This window comes from Mesorhizobium sp. WSM4829 (assembly GCF_055811475.1).
The window spans coordinates 47,607-65,481 of record NZ_JBVVQJ010000008.1; the positions used below are offsets into that span (position 1 = coordinate 47,607).

Genomic DNA, 17,875 nt, shown 5'->3' on the forward strand with positions numbered 1-17,875 from the left:
GTGTCGCCGACAGGCTATGGATGACGAGTCGAGGGCTCAAATTGAGTCCTACCTGTTTGCGGGAGAGAGCAGCGAGAGCTGCCGCCGAAGGGGAAATCGCCCGAAATCTCTCAGGCAAAAAGAACCGTAGACGGGAAAGACACTCTGGAAAGTCGGGGCTTTTTTCGCCCCGCGCCGAAGGTGTAAGCGCTGCCGACAGAGTTACGGGGCGCGAGTCTCTCAGGCTTCAGACAGAGGGGCACGGACTGGTCGCCATTCGCGGCCGATTGCGTGCGACTCTGGAGACGACATGACGGGCGACGACACCAAACACCTTCCCCTCGAAGACCTGCACGTGGCCGCCGGTGCGCGCTTTGGCGCGTTCGCCGGCTGGTCGATGCCGCTCACCTATCCGGCCGGCGTGATGAAGGAGCACCTTCATACCCGCGAACATGCCGGCCTGTTCGACATCTCACACATGAAGCTGTTCGAGATCAGTGGCTTGGGCGCTGAAGCACTGCTCAATCGGGCCTGCCCGTTCGACGCCGGCGCGCTTGAGATTTCCCAGTCCAAATACACGTTCTTTCTCAATGAAGCCGCCGGGATCATCGACGATCTGATCGTCACCAGGCTCGGCCGGCAACGCTTCATGGTCGTCGCCAATGCCGGCAATGCTGAAGCCGACGAAAAACACCTTCGTGAGCTTGCCGACTTTGATGCCAAGGCGGACTTTGACGCCAAGATTGAAGCACTCGACCGCGTCTTCCTGGCAATCCAGGGTCCCGAAGCCTGGGCCGCCCTGTCGCGCGCCGGCATCGAAACCGGATCGCTGCTGTTCATGCACGGCTTCGAGCCGCGCGAAAACTGGTTCATGAGCCGCTCGGGCTATACCGGCGAGGACGGCTTCGAGGTCGGCCTGCCGGAAGCGGATGCGCGAAATCTCGTCGCCAAACTGCTCGAGGACGAGCGCGTGATGTGGGTTGGGCTGGCCGCCCGCGACAGCCTGCGGCTCGAAGCAGGGCTGTGCCTGCACGGACTGGACATCACGCCTGAGATGGACCCGGCCGGCGCCGGGCTGATGTGGGCGATCCCGAAGGAGGTTCGCGCCTCTGGCGCTTTCATCGGCGCCGACGCCTTGCGTTCAATCCTGGAGCGCGGCCCGACGCAAAAACGCGTCGGCCTGAAGCCGGAAGGCCGCCAGCCGGTGCGTCCCGGTGCTGCCCTGTTCGATGCCGACGGCAATCCCGCCGGCCACGTCACCTCCGGCGGCTTCGGCCCCTCGGCCGGCCATCCGGTCGCCATGGGCTACGTCCAGGCGTCGCTGGCCAAACCCGGCGCAAAACTCTTCGCCGACGTTCGCGGGACCAAAATCCCGGTCAATATCAATCCCCTGCCCTTCACGCCGCATCGCTACCGCAAAGGATGAACTTCATGGCAAAGACCTATTTCACTGAAGATCACGAATGGCTCCGCGTCGAAGGCGGTATCGCCACCATCGGCATCACCGACTACGCGCAGGAACAGCTCGGCGATCTCGTCTTCGTCGAATTGCCGGAGCCTGGGAAAAAGCTGGCCAAGGGCGATACCGCCGTCGTGGTCGAATCGGTCAAGGCGGCATCGGACGTCTATGCGCCGGTCGACGGCGAGATCACCGAGGCCAACACCGCGCTTTCGTCTGATCCGTCCCTGGTCAATTCGGCGGCGGCCAGCGACGGCTGGCTGTGGAAGATGAAGCTGGCCGATGAAAGCCAACTCGAAGGTCTCCTGGATGAGGCCGCCTACAAAGCCCATATTGGTTGAGAGAGCAGGACCAGGAAAGATGACCGTAGCACCCTACTCCTTCTCGGCCCGCCATATTGGCCCCGGCCTCAATGATGTCAGAGCCATGCTGGCGACGATCGGCGTTCCGTCGGTCGAGACGCTGATCAGCCAGGCTGTGCCGAAATCGATCCGGCTCGACCGGCCGCTGGCCTTGCCGGCCCCGGCGAGCGAAGCCGAGGCGCTGGCCGAGCTGTCAGCGACAATGGCGAAAAATACAGTTTTGAAGAGCTTCATCGGCGCCGGCTATCACGGCGTCCACGTGCCGCCGGTCATCCAGCGCAACCTGTTCGAGAACCCGGCCTGGTATACGGCTTACACGCCCTACCAGGCCGAGATCAGCCAGGGCCGGCTCGAAATGCTGTTCAATTTCCAGACCTTGGTCACCGAACTGACCGGGCTGCCGGTCGCGTCGGCCTCGTTGCTCGACGAGGCGACGGCGGTGGCCGAAGCAGTCGGCATCGCGTTACGCCACCACCGCGACAAGCGGACCAAGGTGGCGCTGGCCGGCACGCCGCATCCGCAGACGCTTGACGTCGTGCGCACCCGCGCCGAGCCGCTCGGCATCGAGGTCGATGGTGACACGATCGACGACAACACAGCCGCTCTGCTGGTCTCCTGGCCCGATACGTTTGGCGTCTATGGCGACCACAGGGCGGCAATCGAGAAAGCTCGCGCCACCGGCGCGCTGGTCGTCTTCATTGCCGATCCGCTCGCCCTGACGCTGACCGACGCGCCGGCTGCGCTTGGCGCCGACATCGCCGTCGGCCCGATGCAGCGCTTCGGCGTGCCGATGGGCTTTGGCGGGCCGCATGCCGCTTATTGCGCCGTTTCCGACAGGCTGACGCGGCTGATGCCCGGCCGCCTGGTCGGCCAGTCCACCGACAGCAAGGGCCGGCCCGGCTATCGCCTCGCCTTGCAGACGCGTGAACAGCATATCCGCCGCGACAAGGCGACCTCCAACATCTGCACCGCGCAGGCGCTGCTCGCCAACATGGCGACCGCCTATGCGATCTGGCACGGCCCTGCCGGGCTGCAGGCGATTGCCGGCCGAATCCATGCATTGGCCAACCGGCTGGCTGCCGGTCTCGAGGCAGCAGGAATTTCGGTGCTTGGCGCAAGCCGCTTCGACACCGTGGCGGTGGAAGTGAAAGGCAGAGCCGGGGCGATTGGCGCCGCAGCCGAAAAGACCGGCCGATTGCTGCGCGTCATCGACGCCGACCGCATCGGCATCAGCTTCGACGAAACCTCGACCGAGGCCGATCTGGAGGCGATCGCGGCGCTGTTCGGCGCCAAGCCGGGCGCAGCCGTCGGCAGCACCATGCCCGGAAAACCGCGCGGCAAGGCGTTTCTCACGCAGCCTGTCTTCCGCGAAAACCACTCGGAAACCGACATGATGCGCTTCCTGCGCCGGCTGGCCGACAAGGACCTGGCGCTCGACCGCGCCATGATCCCGCTCGGCTCCTGCACGATGAAACTCAATGCCGCCGCCGAGATGATGCCGGTAAGCTGGCCTGATATCGCCAATTTGCATCCCTTCGCCCCGGCAAGCCATTCGGCCGGCTACCGCGCCATGATCGACGAACTGGAAGCCTGGCTGGCGGAGATCACCGGGTTCGACGCGGTGACCCTGCAGCCCAACGCCGGCAGCCAGGGCGAGTATGCCGGGCTGCTCGCCATTCGCGGCTATCACCGCTCACGCGGCGAAGCTCACCGCACGGTCTGCCTGATCCCGTCATCGGCGCATGGCACCAATCCGGCGAGTGCGGCGATGGCCGGCATGAACGTCGTCGTCGTGCGCTGCACCGAAGACGGCAACATCGACGTCGATGACCTGAAAGCCAAGGCGGACGAGCATGCGCAAGACCTTGCGGCGCTGATGTTCACCTATCCCTCGACGCACGGCGTTTTCGAGGAAGGCGCGCGCGACCTCTGCGCCCTTGTCCATGAGCATGGCGGCCAGGTCTATTTCGACGGCGCCAACCTCAACGCGCTGGTCGGTCTCGCCCGCCCCGGCGACATCGGCGCCGACGTCTGCCACATGAACCTGCACAAGACGTTCTGCATCCCGCATGGCGGCGGCGGTCCCGGCGTCGGCCCGATCGGCGTCAAGGCGCATCTGCAACCCTATCTGCCCGGCCACGTCGTCGAAGGCTCGGGCCATGCCGTGTCGGCTGCACCGTTCGGCAGCGCTTCGATCCTGCCGATCACCTGGATGTATATCCGGATGATGGGCGCTTCGGGCCTGAAGCAGGCGACCGAGACGGCGATCATTTCCGCCAATTATGTGGCGACGCGGCTCGGAGCGCATTTCCCGGTGCTCTACAAGGGCAGGCACGAGCGCGTCGCGCATGAATGCATCCTCGATACCCGCGTGCTCAAGGACAGTGCCGGCATCAGCGTCGACGACGTCGCCAAGCGGCTGATCGACTATGGTTTCCATGCGCCGACCATGTCGTTTCCGGTCGCCGGCACGCTGATGGTCGAGCCGACCGAGTCCGAGCCCAAGCGCGAGCTCGATCGCTTCTGCGAGGCGATGATCGCGATATCAGGCGAGGCAGCCAAGGTGGCGAAAGGCGAATGGCCCCTGGCCGACAATCCACTGGTCAATGCGCCGCATACCGCCGCCGAGGCGCTGGCCGGCCAGTGGACCCATCCCTATTCGCGCCTGGAGGCGGCCTACCCCGCCGGCGATGCCGACACGTCAGCCAAATACTGGCCGCCGGTGTCGCGCATCGACAATGTCGCCGGCGACCGCAACCTCGTCTGCTCCTGCCCGCCGCTGTCGGAATATCTGGGGGCGGCGGAGTAGATCATGATCCCGAAAAGTGGAATCCGGTTTTCGGACAAGATCATGGTCTAACAAGAAGATAGACCATGATCCCGAAAAGTGGAATCCGGTTTTCGGACAAGAATCATGGTCTAACAAGAAGATAGAAGCCTCAATCAGGCAGAACGCAAGGCCGGCGCGTCGGCCTTGCTCGCCTTGTTCTGGGCGACGACGCGATTTCGCCCGGCGCGCTTTGCCGCATAGAGTGCGGCGTCGGCTTCGGCCAGCACATTGTCGAGACTGGTGCCATCCGTCCCGCCAAAGCCGATGCCGCCACTGACTGTGCTGCGCAACGGACCAAGCTGGGTGGCGACAACCTCCGTGCCGAAGGCGACGCTGATCTTGCTCGCAATGTCGTAAGCCTTCTCTTCAGTCATCCGCGACATGACGAGGACGAATTCCTCGCCGCCCAGCCGGAAGGCGTCGACGCCGGTCCTGGAGTATTTTCTGACGACAGCGGCGAAGCGGCGCAGAACCTGATCGCCGACCGGATGACCGAATACATCGTTCGTCTTCTTGAAATGGTCGAGGTCGAACATGGCGACGGACATGAACGGGCCGAAAATCCGCTCGCCGTAGAATGCCGTCAACGCCCGCCGGTTCATCAGCCCGGTCAATGGGTCGGTCATGGTCTCGGCCTTCAGTTCGATCTGCGCCTGCAAATGGTGCAGGGAGAGCGTCAATGCGCCGAGCCCCGTCATGCAGGCGACCGCCACGGCGGAATTCAACCGTTCGGCCCAGTTGTCGGGCGCAACGCCGAGCACCCATTGGCCCTTGACCAGCAGGACCGCGCCGCAAAGTCCAAAGGACAGCGCGCAGACGCCGCTCAGGAACGAAACGACCAGCAATATCCGGCGATCATGACCACCTTTGATCCAGAACATCACCCCGATAAGCGAGAGCAGCGCCGTTACCGTCGCGTAGGTGACGATGAAGCCGACGCCGTCAAAGCCCAGCGACGTCGCGCCTGCGCAAACCGCCATCGCAGCCAGGGTCGGCAAGATGGCGCGCCTGTAGTCGTGGACGCCGAGATACTGCATGGCCGACAGGCAGAGGGTCAGAAGGCCCAGGCTGAGAAGCGCAAGTACAATCTGGCAAAGCCAGGGGCTGGGATGCTTGGCATAGTGCCAGAACAAGACCACATGTGCGACGAGCACGAGAATGCCGCACGCCACCGTCAGCACAAAGCGTGCCTGTGGCGCGGTGCACCAGATCGCAAACAGGGTGATGCTGAGGCACGTGCCCGACAGCGCTGCCGCAAGCAGGAGCGAACTGTAATCCAACATGCGTAAGCGACAGCCTCTTCTCGGGTTCTGCCGCATTCTAGGTCAGCAGCAATCCGCGAATACCCTTTTTCGGCCAACCTTCCGGCGTAACCTCCGGACAAGGTTTACAAAGCGTCGATGCCCTCGGCCCATTTCCGCCGCTTGGTTGTCGGATGGTTTTGCAGTAAGAGGCTCTATCCTCGAACGGAACGGGAACCTCCGTCGCCTGCCCGCAAAAAGCGTGGCAGTATCGGGTGGTGATTCGCAGCATCGCAATCCAGGACCAGCATGAACGACAGCAACGATCTTTTCGGCAATTTGGACAAGCAGCCGCAACCGGTTCGCGCCACCGCGCGCCCGGCCGACCCGCTGGTGCAGGCGGCGAAGCGCCCGGCATCCCGCGACGGCAGCGAGAGCTACAGTGCCGCCGACATCGAGGTTCTGGAAGGGCTGGAGCCGGTGCGGCGGCGGCCCGGCATGTATATCGGCGGCACCGACGACAAGGCGATGCACCATTTGTTCGCCGAGGTCATCGACAATTCGATGGACGAGGCGGTCGCCGGCCACGCGACTTTCATCGATGTCGAGCTTTCGGCCGACGGATATCTGGCGGTGACCGACAATGGCCGCGGCATTCCGGTCGATCCGCATCCGAAATTCAAGAAGCCTGCGCTCGAAGTCATCATGACGACACTGCATTCCGGCGGCAAGTTCGACAGCAAGGTCTACGAGACCTCGGGCGGCCTGCACGGCGTCGGCGTCTCCGTCGTCAACGCGCTGTCGGACCATCTCGAGGTCGAGGTCGCGCGCGGCCGCCAGCTCTATCGCCAGCGCTTTTCGCGCGGCGTTCCGGTGACCGGCCTGGAGCAGCTCGGCGAGGTGCATAACCGCCGCGGCACCAGAATACGCTTCCATCCCGATGAGCAGATCTTCGGCAAGGGTGCGGCATTCGAGCCGGCGCGGCTCTATCGGATGACGCGCTCGAAGGCCTATCTGTTCGGCGGCGTCGAGATCCGCTGGACCTGCGACCCCTCGCTGATCAAGGAGAAGGACACGACGCCCGCCAAGGCCGAGTTCCATTTTCCCGGCGGCCTCAAGGACTATCTGAAAGCCTCGCTCGGCGACGAATTCCAGGTCACCCGCGAAATCTTTGCCGGCAAAAGCGACAGGCAAGGCGGCCACGGCTCGCTCGAATGGGCGGTGACCTGGTTCGGCGGCGACGGGTTCCTCAACTCCTACTGCAACACCATCCCGACCGGCGAAGGCGGCACCCACGAGGCTGGCTTCCGCAACGTCTTGACGCGCGGCCTGCGCGCCTATGCCGAGCTGGTCGGCAACAAGCGCGCTTCGATCGTCACCTCGGAAGACGTCATGATCTCGGCGGCGGGCATGCTGTCGGTGTTCATCCGCGAGCCGGAATTCGTCGGCCAGACCAAGGACCGGCTGGCGACGATCGAGGCGATCAGGATCGTCGAGGCCGCGATCCGCGACCCCTTCGACCACTGGCTGGCCGACAACCCGCAGGAAGCTTCGAAGCTGCTTGAATGGGTGATCGCGCGTGCTGACGAGCGGGTGCGCCGCCGCCAGGAAAAGGAAGTCTCGCGCAAGAGCGCGGTGCGCAAGCTGCGCCTGCCCGGCAAGCTCGCCGACTGCACGCAGAATGCAGCGGCCGGCGCCGAGCTCTTCATCGTCGAGGGCGATTCGGCCGGCGGCTCGGCGAAACAGGCGCGCGACCGCGCCAGCCAGGCAGTGCTGCCGCTACGCGGCAAGATTCTCAACGTCGCCAGCGCCGGCAACGACAAGCTGGCTGGCAACCAGCAGATTTCCGACCTGATCCAGGCGCTTGGCTGTGGCACGCGGTCAAAATACCGCGATCAGGATCTGCGCTACGACCGGGTCATCATCATGACCGACGCCGACGTCGACGGCGCCCATATCGCTTCGTTGCTGATCACCTTCTTCTACCAGGAGATGCCGAGCCTGGTCCGCGACGGCCATCTCTACCTGGCGGTGCCGCCGCTCTACTCGATCCGCCAGGGCGGCAAGGTCGCCTATGCCCGCGACGATGCGCATAAGGAAGAACTTCTGCGCACCGAGTTCACCGGGCGCGGCAAGGTCGAAATCGGCCGCTTCAAGGGGTTGGGCGAAATGATGGCCGCCCAGCTCAAGGAAACCACCATGGACCCGAGAAAGCGCACGCTGCTCAGGGTCGACGTGATCGATGCCGAGGCGGCGACCAAGGATGCGGTCGACGCGCTGATGGGCACCAAGCCGGAAGCCCGCTTCCGCTTCATCCAGGAACGCGCGGAGTTTGCCGAGACGGAAGTGCTGGATATCTGAATTTCTTCGGCTCGGCGAACCGCAACGGCAGGTAGTGTCTCAGTTTGAAATTTCAAAGGCGATAGTCGAACTCCCAGCGCCCTAGTCTGGTGAGTTGCGCGCCGATGGCCTGCCAAGTTTCCCCCTCGGTCGCAGCACAACGATCCCTGAGAAACTTTTCGAGCTCGACGTAGTCGAAACGCGGCATGAAAATCACACTTTCCGCCGCAAATACCTTACCGCCCTGAGATCGAAGGAACCAATTGGGAGAGCAGACAGTCGCTGTAAATGCGTCGGCGCTGTTATCTCCTTCTGGACCGGCATAGAAATCAATAGTGACGGAGAAGTCAGTGGGATCGCGCGGGTTCCACGCATCGAGGGCAAAAGCCCCGGCATCGGTGTCTAGAATTCGGTGACCCTTGTACTGTGCTCTCATGAAGGCGTGCATCCGTGATGCACCCATTCGCCAACCGAAGGGCACTGGCCATGGTCCGGTGGGTCACATCCAGTTGGCGCCCGTCCCGCGCAACGTCGTACGCGATCGTATTCCGCGAACCCCAGCTTGCCGCCAATTCACTCGACGTGGTCGAGAGGATTGTGGCAGGAATTCCGACTTCATGCTGAATCGTCCAACCGACGAGCGGATCGAGCAGTTCCGGCGTGGCGTCGTCGGGCAAAGCAACGAGAATATCCCAGTCGCTGTCAGGTCGATTGTCGCCCCGCGCTCGGCTGCCGAACAGCCATATAGAATCGGGGCTCAACCGAAGCCTGATCTCATCGATCAACGGCTTGATCTCTGCCGGAACCTTAAGTCGTTTCGAAGCAAAATCGTGCATGGCCCTAAAATAGTAGCAGTTTTTTGCGCCTACAACGCAACGCAATCGCGGCTACCAAACCCAAGCTAGTGGTGAAGACCTGACGCTTGGACCCATGTGATGCTATGCCGGCAATCGGATCCGCACTTCAAGGAAACCGCGGACCTGCCGCCAGACACGATAAAGCCTGCTACCCCAGCGCCGTCACGATCGCCAACAGCCTCTGCGGCTGTCGAAAGGCCGACCGCCTAGCATTTCGTTTTAAACGCATGAGGTATCCCCCGACACCATTGGCGGATCATGCCGTGATTGGCCCTTGTTCTCGAATCCGCCCAGCGAGCGGCCGAATGCGATGCTTTGCTAAGGCCCCGCGATTAGCAACAGCGCTGCTCGTGAGCCGCCTTCGCCAAGGCCGCTTCTTCAACGGCCACATCCGCAATCACTTCCGCTACCTCGTTGGCCCCGCGGTCGACTGAGCAGCATCAGCGGACGATCTCTTTTTTGGCAGGGATGCGGCTCAGTCGTCGCGGCCGTCCGGCCAGCTTTTGCGAGGGCAAGGTCGGACATCGGAACGAAAGGCGGATTCGCGAATTTCTACTGCTAGATAATCGGAATCCTCGCCCATGAGGCTCGCGACCCTCCACCTTGAAACTGCCAGATACGGCGATCTATATCGCGCGGAAAGGCTCGCGCGGTTGAGGCAGCAAATGATCCGGCACATCAAGCGCACAGACGCCTCGGCTCAAAAAGTCGAGCAAGCGCTGGCTAGTTTGGCCGAAGCAAACGCACGCATGGACCGGCTCGCGCGGCATCAGTAGGGCCGCGCTCATGCGCGCCTCCGCATCGGCACGACGTGCGGCGGCTTCGGTTGCTGCATGTGGCGCTCTCACCACATCCGTTTCGTGATGCCTGTCCTTAGCCCCCTGGGGCCGCAGAATTGTAGACATGTGGACACGACCGCACGTCCACATGTCATCATCCATCGGTGTTGCGGGCACTCAAGCGTCCGCTGTTAGACTAGTCGACACCTTGTAGATTGGAACGACACCCTGGAGATTCTAAACATGGCGCTCAAGCGGATGGACAACGTAGGGATCGTCGTCGAAGACCTCGGAGGGACGATCGAGTTCTTTCGCGAACTCGGCCTCGAGCTCGAAGGGCGGGCCACGATCGAGGGAGAATGGGCCGGACGTGTCACTGGACTGGGCGATCAGCGTGTCGAGATTGCCATGATGCGCACACCGGACGGCCACAGCCGGCTCGAGCTCTCCTGCTTCCTCACGCCGCCTGTCGTCGCAGATCACCGGAACGCCCCGGTCAACGCCTTCGGCTACCTCCGCGTCATGTTCGCCGTGGACGACATCGACGAGACGCTTGAAAGGCTCCGCAATCGCGGCGCGCAGCTCGAAGGCGAAGTAGTCCAGTATAAAGACGCGTATCGGCTCTGCTACATCCGTGGGCCTGAAGGGCTCCTCATCGGACTCGCCCAAGAACTCAGCTGAGCGCAATACTAAGGCAAATGGCCAAGAGTGACGAATGCCAGCGAGCGCGTCCGAGGCCGACGGGCAGCCGCGGTTCCGGATGGTGCGATGTCCAGTCTGTTGCGCGAACAGTGAGACTTGGGTCCTGTCTGAGATCGGCCCGAAGCTCCCAGCCAAAGGAACTTTTGCAGCTGCTGCGGGTTCGGTGAGTATCGCGCGTGACGATGCTGTTCGGCGCGAGAGGACTCACATAGGAGGCAACTATGAAAATGCGACTTTCCACTGCAGCCGCGGGATTTCTGCTGCTGGCAGGTATCGGCGCTGCTGCCGCTCAGGACGTAGTCATCGAGCCTGAACAGGAGACCGTCATCAGGGAATATGTGAAGAAGCAGCCGCTCGCATCGGTGAAGGTCCCTGGGATAGAGCTCAATATCGGCTCAACGCTGCCCGAGACGGTCGAGCTTCATGAAGTTCCCGACACCAAATACAGTTACGTGATGGTCGACAACCGGACCGTTGTCGTTGATCCAGGCACACGCAAGATCATCAAAGTCATCGAGTGACCTAAGCGACTGGGAGCACAGCCCGCGGTGCCGAAAGGTATAGCAGGACACTAAATCTGGAAGTCGGTCTGATCCAACAGACCATTGCCTGTCCTCTCCCGTAGGCAATGGTCTGTCGGCTCATCCGGTAACTTGCGGCCCAACCCAACGCATTGGGGCTGCAACGGTTTCGCGCGGCTATGCCGGGTCTCGTTATCGGTCAATCTCTTCAGGTTCCTCTTTGTCGATCTTGACCGTCTCGGTATCAGCCTTGCCGACCGCGCGAAGCAGTTCGTCCGTCTTGGCGTTCATGGCCTGAGTATCGCGACGTTCGGCGCACTGGATGAAAAGAATCATGGCCCCGTGTCGCTAGCGTCGCAATCGAATGCCAATCGAGGCTGCGTGCGTCATATAAGGCGCCGAAGGCGCATTTGGGATGGTCAATCTGCTGGAGCTCAAGCTGAACGAGCGGCGGCAAAAGCAAAGGGGTTTCGCAAGGTCTCTACCGACAGCTTTTACCAGTCCGTAGCGCGTAAAAGGATGAAATGTGAGCTTTGGAGCGCGCAGCAGTGGGAACCCAAGGTGTTTGTCCATCACCTCGTATAGAATGCCCAGCCGACTCCCCGTTCATGGCGATCGCCGCGTTGTGGAAAGAAGGCGCCGGCAACAAGCCGCCTACGTTCACCATGCTCACGACTGCGCCGGGGCCGGACGTGGCTCCTTACCACAACCGACAAGTCGTTGTGCTCCAGCCGGCGGACTGGGCAGCCTGGATCCACCTAACAAAGCCCGAAGCTGAACTTTTGCGACCATTGCCGAGAGGGTCACTCGCGGTCGAGACGGTGCGGCGGGGGAGCCAATAGCTGCTTAGCGCCCAGGAGCGGTCGTTAAAACGATCAAGGTCGATCGGCCGAAGCCGACCCATTGAAGACCTTGCCGGTCAGCGCATAAGCTCGGTCGATAAGAAGTCTGAGGGACTGGAGCCGAGATGCACGCCCGCTGGATCGAGACCTTTGGCCCACCAGCCTTCCTTCGAAATGCAGCCAGACTGATCTTCTGCGGTATCATCAGTTGTCTTGGAATTTTTCATTCGAATGCCGACCAGTTGGTGAAGTTCAAAAGCGCCTCATTCCAGCCGACACCGTTTCAGACGCGCATGGCGCGGCAGCGTGGCGAAGAACCAAAAGTTTTTTCCGGCGCGCCGATACAGGGATTCCTGACACGCCCAGCAGGGGATGGACCGTTCCCGGCTGTCGTCCTGCTTCATGGCTGTGCCGGCCTTGGCCTCCGAGAAAGAGAGGCCTGGTCAAGAAGATTGTCGTCCTGGGGGTATGTCGTATTAGCCGTCGACAGTTTCACGACGCGCGGCATCCGGCATACCTGCGACCGGCTGTTTTACGATCGGGTCAACGACGCCTACGGCGCCTTGGAATTCCTCACGACGCTCGGCTTCGTCGACTCTCGACGCGTCGCGGTAATGGGGTTGTCCGCTGGCGGAATCGCTGTGCTGCAAGCCGTCCAGCTTGGCGCTGCGGAAGCGCTTATGAAGCAGAAATTCCAAGCTGCGACTGCCTACTACCCCTCATGCTCGGTGACGAGTGGTGAGATGGCCGTTCCGACCTTGATCCTAGTCGGCGAACGCGACGATTGGACCCCGGCGGCGGCCTGCCGGAAAATGATGGAGCAACGCAGCGGCAAAGGGAGCCCCGTCAAACTCATCGTCTACCCGGACGCCACGCACGCATTCGACGCCGAGAACCTGAAAACGGGCATCTCGTCCTTCGGCCACTTCCTGCAATACAATGAACTCGCCGCCAATCGCTCGTTTCAGGATTCACACGTTTTCCTCAGTGAAACGCTTGAACACTGATCCAGACAGACACTTGTGCCGCAAGGCCGCTTTCCATCACCCCGTTGCGGACCTTAGACGTTGTCGCGATGGGCCACTTCTGCGACGGTACAAAATCGATACGAAACCGTCGATTTTAATCTGGATGTTGCTAAGGGAAGAACATTGGTGCCTGCTATTAGAATCGCTGTCGCTGGCGCGCAGGGCCACATGGGCAGAGCATTACTCGCTGCTGTGGCCGCAGCACCTGCCTTTTCGCTCGTAGGAGGCTTCGGACGCCCCGAAAAAGTCGTCGACGGATTGATTGATGTTGACGCAGCGCTCCGCGCTGCGGATGTCGTAGTGGATTTCACGACCGGCCAAGCATCGGCGGCGCTTGCAGAAAAGTGCGCCGCGATGGGTCGACCAGCAATGGTGATCGGCGCAACAGGGTTTGAGGACACTCATCTCGCTCGGATCGCCGAGGCGGCACGTAAAATAGCGATCGTGCGTTCAGGCAACTTCTCCCTTGGCGTGAACATGCTTGTGGGCCTGGTTGAGCGCGCCGCGCGCTCTTTCCCCGCTGAGGTTTGGGATATCGAGGTCCATGAAGCTCACCATCGCCGGAAGATCGATGCACCATCTGGAACGGCGCTGATGCTAGGCGAAGCAGCGGCCAGTGGTCGGGGCGTTCCGCTTGCTCCCGTCGAACGGCGCGGGCGCGATGGTATTATTGGCGAGCGAGCGCTTGGTGAAATCGGGTTTTCCGTATTGCGAGGCGGCGGCATCATTGGAGAGCACAGTGTGGTATTTGCCGCCGACGAAGAGATTCTGACACTGTCGCATTCCGCTTTGGATCGCGGCATGTTCGCGCGCGGTGCGTTGACTGCCGCACGCTGGGTTTCAGACCATGAACCCGGCGAATACGACATGCAGGACGTTCTTGGGATGTCGCCAATCTCCCGCTGAGTTTGCAACTGCCGCAAAGACTGCTCTTCACCCATTGCTGCAATTCGATTGGGTATCAACCGTCAGATTTTCACCACTAGGCCGCCGCGATCGCCAGCGCGTGACCGCGCGCGTTTTCGCGCAGCGCATCGAGGTGGATCGATTTGACCAATCCGGCGAGATCGCCTTCGGCGGACTGCCCGCCCAATTCCTTCAGCATCAGCCAGCTGACTTCCTGGACGCCGGCGAGGCGCTTGCCATTGGCGACCTCGCGCCAGACCTTCAGCGCGCGCAGGATGATGGCGTGCGTGGCCGCGGCCAGGCCAGCGCTGCGGAGCAGTGCCTGCAGCGCCACGTCGTGCCCGCCGGCCAGCAGCGCCCTCACCCGTTGTTCGGATTGCTGGCTGAGCGCGACCAGCGCCGAGCCGAAGAAATCGACCTTGCCGTGCGCGATGGTGCGAATGATGAAGCTTGCGGTCAGGTCGCCGCGCAGGCGCAGATGCTCGATGAGCGCCGCATGTTCTTCCTGGCGCGTGCCTTCGATCAGCGTCAGGGAAGCCTTGACGCAGGCGTCGCGCATGACGCGCTCGGTTCTGGCACGGCCCATCAGCGCCAGGACCAGCGGCGAACCCTTGAGCGTTTCACCAAGTTTTATCAGCAGCATATGCCGGCAGTCAGCGGGCAGACGCGCATCCGATATCAGCGCTTCGCGCAGCGAAGGCAGATGGCCGTGGCGTTCGGCGATACGGCGGAAGCTGAGCGAAGCAATGTCGGCGCCGCTGTTGGCGAGAAGCGTGGCGCAGGCTTCCGGCTCGCCGATTTCGGCGATCGCGGCGGCGACCGCCATGGAGACGCGCGGACGATCGGCGATCACTTTCTGGATCGCCTTCTGGCCGCCGGCAACCCGGTCGATCAGATCGGCATCGGTAAGCAGCGGCGAACGTGCCAGCACCAGGCTGGCGACTTCCGGCTGATCAGACGCCAGCGCGCTGATGATCTGCAGCGGCGCGTGATGGCTCATCGACAGCGCCTCTGCAATCGCCAGCCGCACTTTCGACGAGGCATCGTCGAGCAGCAGCGTCAGCGCCGCCTCCGCCGCGCAGCGATCCTCGAAAGGCAGCTCGGCATTGATGTAGGCGTGAGCCAATGCGCTTGCTGCCGCGGCGCGCTCAGAGACCCTTGCCGTATGAATCCATTTCAGGAAATGCGAAACAACCATGCCGTCCGCTATGCCCCTAGCCCGAGTCCGTTCCCGCCCCAGTGAAGACCGTAGGCAGAAATGGTTTACGAACGGTTCACCATGTTTGTTAACTGGCCCATCTTTGTTAACTGGCTTGCGAGCGCGGTAGGCAGCGCCTATCAACCCTTCGAGCGACTTGCGCGCTTTCGGACGCACAAAGCACGCTAACACTTTGAAGCATCGTGCTTTCCAAAAAATCGATTCCGATTTTCGGGGCGATGCGGCAGCGGAGGAGATCGACCATGGCCGGGCTTTATCTGGAAGAGTTCGTCGTCGGCCACGTCTTCCAGCACACGCTGCGGAAAACCGTCACCGAAAGCGACAACATGCTGTTCTCGGTAATGACGCTGAACCCGCAGCCGCTGCACATCGATTTCGATTTCGCCGCCAAAAGCGAATGGGGCAAGCCGCTGGTCAATTCGCTGTTCACGCTGGGCCTGATGATCGGTATTTCGGTGAACGACATCACCGTCGGCACCACCGTCGCCAATCTCGGCATGAAGGAAACGGTGTTTCCGCATCCGGTCTTCCACGGCGACACCATCCGCGTCGAGACGACGGTGGTGTCGGTGCGCGACTCCAGGTCGAAGCCGGACCGCGGCATCGTCGAATTCGAGCACCGCGCCTACAACCAGGATGACGTGCTCGTCGCCAAATGCACGAGGCAGGCGATGATGATGAAGAAGGCGGCGTGACCGATGCGCTCGCTGCTGTTCGTTCCCGGCGATTCGGAAAAGAAGCTGGAAAAGGCGATTGGCGCCGGCGCCGACGTGGTCATCGTCGATCTCGAGGATTCGGTCGCGCCACAAAACAAAACCTTGGCCCGCGATATCGCCGCACGCTTCATCAGCGGACACGGGCATCAAACCAGATCCGCAATCTATGTCCGCATCAACGATCTTTCGACAGGCCTGGCGGATGACGATCTGGCGGCACTCGTGCCAGTGAAACCCGACGGCATCATGCTGCCGAAGTCGAACAGCGGACAGGATGTCCAGCAGCTCTCGGCCAAGCTCAGGGTGCACGAGGCCGAAAGCGGGGTGCCGGACGGTGCGATAAGAATCCTGCCGATCATCACCGAAACGGCTGCCGGCGTGCTGGCGGCCGCGAGCTACGCCAACGCAAGTGCGCGGCTTGTCGGCGTGACCTGGGGTGCGGAAGATCTCTCGGCAGCAATCGGCGCGCGCACGGCGCGCGACGAGAATGGCCGCTACACCGATGTGTTCCGCTTCGCCCGCACCATGACCATCCTCGCCGCCGGTGCCGCGGAAGTCGCGGCGATCGACACGGTTTTTCCGCACTTCCGTGACATGGCCGGCTTCGAGGCGGAATGCGCCGAGGCCGAGCGCGACGGCTTCACCGGCAAGATGGCGATCCATCCGGCGCAGGTGCCTGTCATCAACGCCGCCTTCACGCCGTCGACCGAGGCGGTGAAACACTCCCTGGCGATCGTCCAGGCATTCGAGGCGGCTGGAAATCCCGGCGTCGTCGGCATCGGCGGCAAGATGTACGACCGGCCGCATCTCAAGCTGGCAGAGCGGCTTCTGGCACGCGCCAGGGCGGCAGGGATTTCGGCCTAAAATTTTCCCAGCCTAGTCTTTTCCCCAATGAGGCCGGCGCATCGAGAAGATCTCGCTGACGCTGGCATAATCCATATAGCCGAGACGGCCGACATTGCCGGCCCTGACGATATCGAAGATGCCGTCTATCAGGAAGGCATCGTCGATATGCACACCGACGACTTCGCCGGCGACGACGATGGCGCCGGTCGGTGTCCCGTCCAGCGCCTTTGGACGCATGATCTCCGTCACCCGGCATTCAAGCGCCGCGGGCGCCGCCGCCACGCGGGGTGGCGCAACCAGCCGCGACGGCGCCATGGCGAGATCGGCATAGTCGAATTCGGTGACGCCGCGCGGCGCATCGACTGCGGTGCGGACCATTTTTTCAGCGAGATCGCGGCTGACGAGATTGGCGACGAACTCGCCCGTTTCTTCGGCGAAGGTGGCGCTGTCCTTCTCGCCTTCGGACGAAAACCAGACGATAAAGGGCCGCGTCGAAAACGCATTGAAGAAAGAATAGGGGGCGAGGTTGACCTCGCCGGCCTTGTTCACCGTCGAGATCCAGCCGATCGGCCGTGGCGCCACGATCGCCTTGGACGGATCATGCGGCAGCCCATGCCCCTTTGCCGGCTCGTAGAACATTCAGCCCACCCATGGCCCTGCATAATCGGCATAGAGTTTTGCCGGATCCGGCCGCGGCCGCTCCGGCGCCGGCCCTTGGTAGGTGCCGATATGGATGAAGCCGACCACCCGCTCATGCGGCGCCAGCCCCAGGATCGCCCTGCCCTCCGGCACGTCGGAATACCAGTTGCTGATCATGTTGGTGCCATAGCCCAGCGCATTGGCTGATAGCATCAGGTTCATCGCCGCCATGCCGCCGGACAGGAACATCTCCCATTGCGGGATTTTTGGGTTCTCCTTCGGGCTCGACACCACGCCGATCACCAGCGGCGCGCGCGAAAAACGCGCCAGTTCCTGGTTATGGCGGCCTTCCGGCAGCGGCCCTTCGCGCTGTGCGGCAAGGGCTGCCAGCTTCTTGCCGATCTCGACGCGCGCCTCGCCCCGGTAGAGGATGAAGCGCCAGGGCTCGAGCCGGCCGTGGTCCGGCACCCGCGAGGCGGCTGCAATCATCGTCGCGATGTCAGCGTCGCTGGGCGCCGGTTCCTTCAACTCCGGGATCGGCGCGGAATTTCGGGTCAGCAGAAAGTCGATGATCGGCGACGCCATGGGCGCAAGACTCCTTGGAATTTA

At 62.3% G+C, this 17,875-nt stretch carries 17 protein-coding genes, 1 pseudogene and 1 riboswitch; of the genes and pseudogenes, 11 read left to right on the forward strand and 7 right to left on the reverse strand.

Annotated elements, in window-relative coordinates; genetic code table 11:
- Positions 1-49 precede the first annotated feature (49 nt).
- Positions 50-137: riboswitch (glycine riboswitch) on the forward strand.
- Between the two features lie 152 nt (positions 138-289).
- Genes gcvT through gcvP form a run of 3 tightly spaced genes read left to right on the forward strand, consistent with a single transcriptional unit; the run spans position 290 to position 4,609 of the window.
- The gene (gene gcvT / locus AC0L17_RS10115; protein ID WP_473515720.1) at positions 290-1,405 is read left to right on the forward strand and encodes a glycine cleavage system aminomethyltransferase GcvT; all 1,116 of its coding nucleotides are present in this window, start codon (positions 290-292) and stop codon (positions 1,403-1,405) included.
- Between the two features lie 5 nt (positions 1,406-1,410).
- Positions 1,411-1,779: a glycine cleavage system protein GcvH gene (gene gcvH / locus AC0L17_RS10120; protein ID WP_027156276.1), complete on the forward strand. Its 369-nt coding sequence runs from the start codon at positions 1,411-1,413 to the stop codon at positions 1,777-1,779.
- A gap of 19 nt (positions 1,780-1,798) precedes the next feature.
- Positions 1,799-4,609 carry an aminomethyl-transferring glycine dehydrogenase gene (gene gcvP / locus AC0L17_RS10125; RefSeq protein ID WP_473515721.1) on the forward strand — a complete coding sequence of 937 codons (2,811 nt, stop codon included), beginning with the start codon at positions 1,799-1,801 and terminating at the stop codon, positions 4,607-4,609.
- 134 nt (positions 4,610-4,743) lie between these two features.
- Here gcvP and AC0L17_RS10130 read toward each other — a convergent pair whose 3' ends face one another.
- On the reverse strand, positions 4,744-5,913 hold the full coding sequence (locus AC0L17_RS10130) for a GGDEF domain-containing protein (RefSeq protein ID WP_027156274.1): 1,170 nt from the start codon (positions 5,911-5,913) through the stop codon (positions 4,744-4,746).
- A 267-nt stretch (positions 5,914-6,180) separates the two neighbouring features.
- Here AC0L17_RS10130 and parE point away from each other — a divergent pair, with 267 nt between their 5' ends.
- Positions 6,181-8,232 carry a DNA topoisomerase IV subunit B gene (parE, locus tag AC0L17_RS10135; RefSeq protein ID WP_128168974.1) on the forward strand — a complete coding sequence of 684 codons (2,052 nt, stop codon included), beginning with the start codon at positions 6,181-6,183 and terminating at the stop codon, positions 8,230-8,232.
- Between the two features lie 52 nt (positions 8,233-8,284).
- Here parE and AC0L17_RS10140 read toward each other — a convergent pair whose 3' ends face one another.
- Complete coding sequence (locus AC0L17_RS10140) at positions 8,285-8,659, reverse strand: Imm8 family immunity protein (RefSeq protein ID WP_473515722.1); 375 nt, start codon at positions 8,657-8,659, stop codon at positions 8,285-8,287.
- The gene (locus AC0L17_RS10145) at positions 8,559-9,047 is read right to left on the reverse strand and encodes a nucleotidyltransferase family protein (RefSeq protein ID WP_473515723.1); all 489 of its coding nucleotides are present in this window, start codon (positions 9,045-9,047) and stop codon (positions 8,559-8,561) included. The genes AC0L17_RS10140 and AC0L17_RS10145 overlap by 101 nt, the downstream gene beginning before the upstream one ends.
- 1,043 nt (positions 9,048-10,090) lie before the next feature.
- Here AC0L17_RS10145 and AC0L17_RS10150 point away from each other — a divergent pair.
- On the forward strand, positions 10,091-10,528 hold the full coding sequence (locus AC0L17_RS10150; RefSeq protein WP_473515724.1) for a VOC family protein: 438 nt from the start codon (positions 10,091-10,093) through the stop codon (positions 10,526-10,528).
- Positions 10,529-10,770: 242 nt separating this feature from the next.
- Complete coding sequence (locus AC0L17_RS10155) at positions 10,771-11,070, forward strand: DUF1236 domain-containing protein (protein WP_091597134.1); 300 nt, start codon at positions 10,771-10,773, stop codon at positions 11,068-11,070.
- Between the two features lie 192 nt (positions 11,071-11,262).
- On the opposite strand, the gene AC0L17_RS10160 is transcribed toward AC0L17_RS10155, so the two are convergent.
- A complete protein-coding gene (locus AC0L17_RS10160) occupies positions 11,263-11,406 on the reverse strand; it encodes a low affinity iron permease family protein (RefSeq protein ID WP_473515725.1) in 144 nt (47 codons plus the stop codon).
- A gap of 260 nt (positions 11,407-11,666) precedes the next feature.
- On the opposite strand from AC0L17_RS10160, the pseudogene AC0L17_RS10165 reads away from it, so the two are divergent.
- From AC0L17_RS10165 to dapB, 3 genes and pseudogenes are all read left to right on the forward strand, one after another.
- Positions 11,667-11,912 (forward strand): annotated as a pseudogene (locus AC0L17_RS10165) (SOS response-associated peptidase family protein); the annotation flags it as partial.
- A gap of 125 nt (positions 11,913-12,037) precedes the next feature.
- Positions 12,038-12,919: a dienelactone hydrolase family protein gene (locus AC0L17_RS10170; protein ID WP_473515726.1), complete on the forward strand. Its 882-nt coding sequence runs from the start codon at positions 12,038-12,040 to the stop codon at positions 12,917-12,919.
- Between the two features lie 144 nt (positions 12,920-13,063).
- Entirely contained in the window at positions 13,064-13,846 is a 783-nt protein-coding gene (gene dapB / locus AC0L17_RS10175; protein ID WP_473515825.1) for a 4-hydroxy-tetrahydrodipicolinate reductase, read from the forward strand.
- Between the two features lie 76 nt (positions 13,847-13,922).
- Here the strand turns inward: dapB and AC0L17_RS10180 are convergent, their stop codons facing one another.
- Complete coding sequence (locus tag AC0L17_RS10180; RefSeq protein ID WP_473515727.1) at positions 13,923-15,044, reverse strand: DUF2336 domain-containing protein; 1,122 nt, start codon at positions 15,042-15,044, stop codon at positions 13,923-13,925.
- Positions 15,045-15,283: 239 nt separating this feature from the next.
- On the opposite strand from AC0L17_RS10180, the gene AC0L17_RS10185 reads away from it, so the two are divergent.
- Together AC0L17_RS10185 and AC0L17_RS10190 are read left to right on the forward strand one after the other, a co-directional pair.
- On the forward strand, positions 15,284-15,760 hold the full coding sequence (locus tag AC0L17_RS10185; RefSeq protein ID WP_473476934.1) for a MaoC family dehydratase: 477 nt from the start codon (positions 15,284-15,286) through the stop codon (positions 15,758-15,760).
- Positions 15,761-15,763: 3 nt separating this feature from the next.
- Positions 15,764-16,645 carry an HpcH/HpaI aldolase/citrate lyase family protein gene (locus AC0L17_RS10190; RefSeq protein WP_473515728.1) on the forward strand — a complete coding sequence of 294 codons (882 nt, stop codon included), beginning with the start codon at positions 15,764-15,766 and terminating at the stop codon, positions 16,643-16,645.
- Positions 16,646-16,657: 12 nt separating this feature from the next.
- Here the strand turns inward: AC0L17_RS10190 and AC0L17_RS10195 are convergent, their stop codons facing one another.
- Positions 16,658-17,266 (reverse strand): flavin reductase family protein, encoded by a 609-nt coding sequence (locus AC0L17_RS10195; RefSeq protein ID WP_473515729.1) that lies wholly within the window; start codon positions 17,264-17,266, stop codon positions 16,658-16,660.
- Complete coding sequence (locus AC0L17_RS10200; RefSeq protein WP_027156268.1) at positions 17,267-17,851, reverse strand: nitroreductase family protein; 585 nt, start codon at positions 17,849-17,851, stop codon at positions 17,267-17,269.
- Positions 17,852-17,875 lie beyond the last annotated feature (24 nt).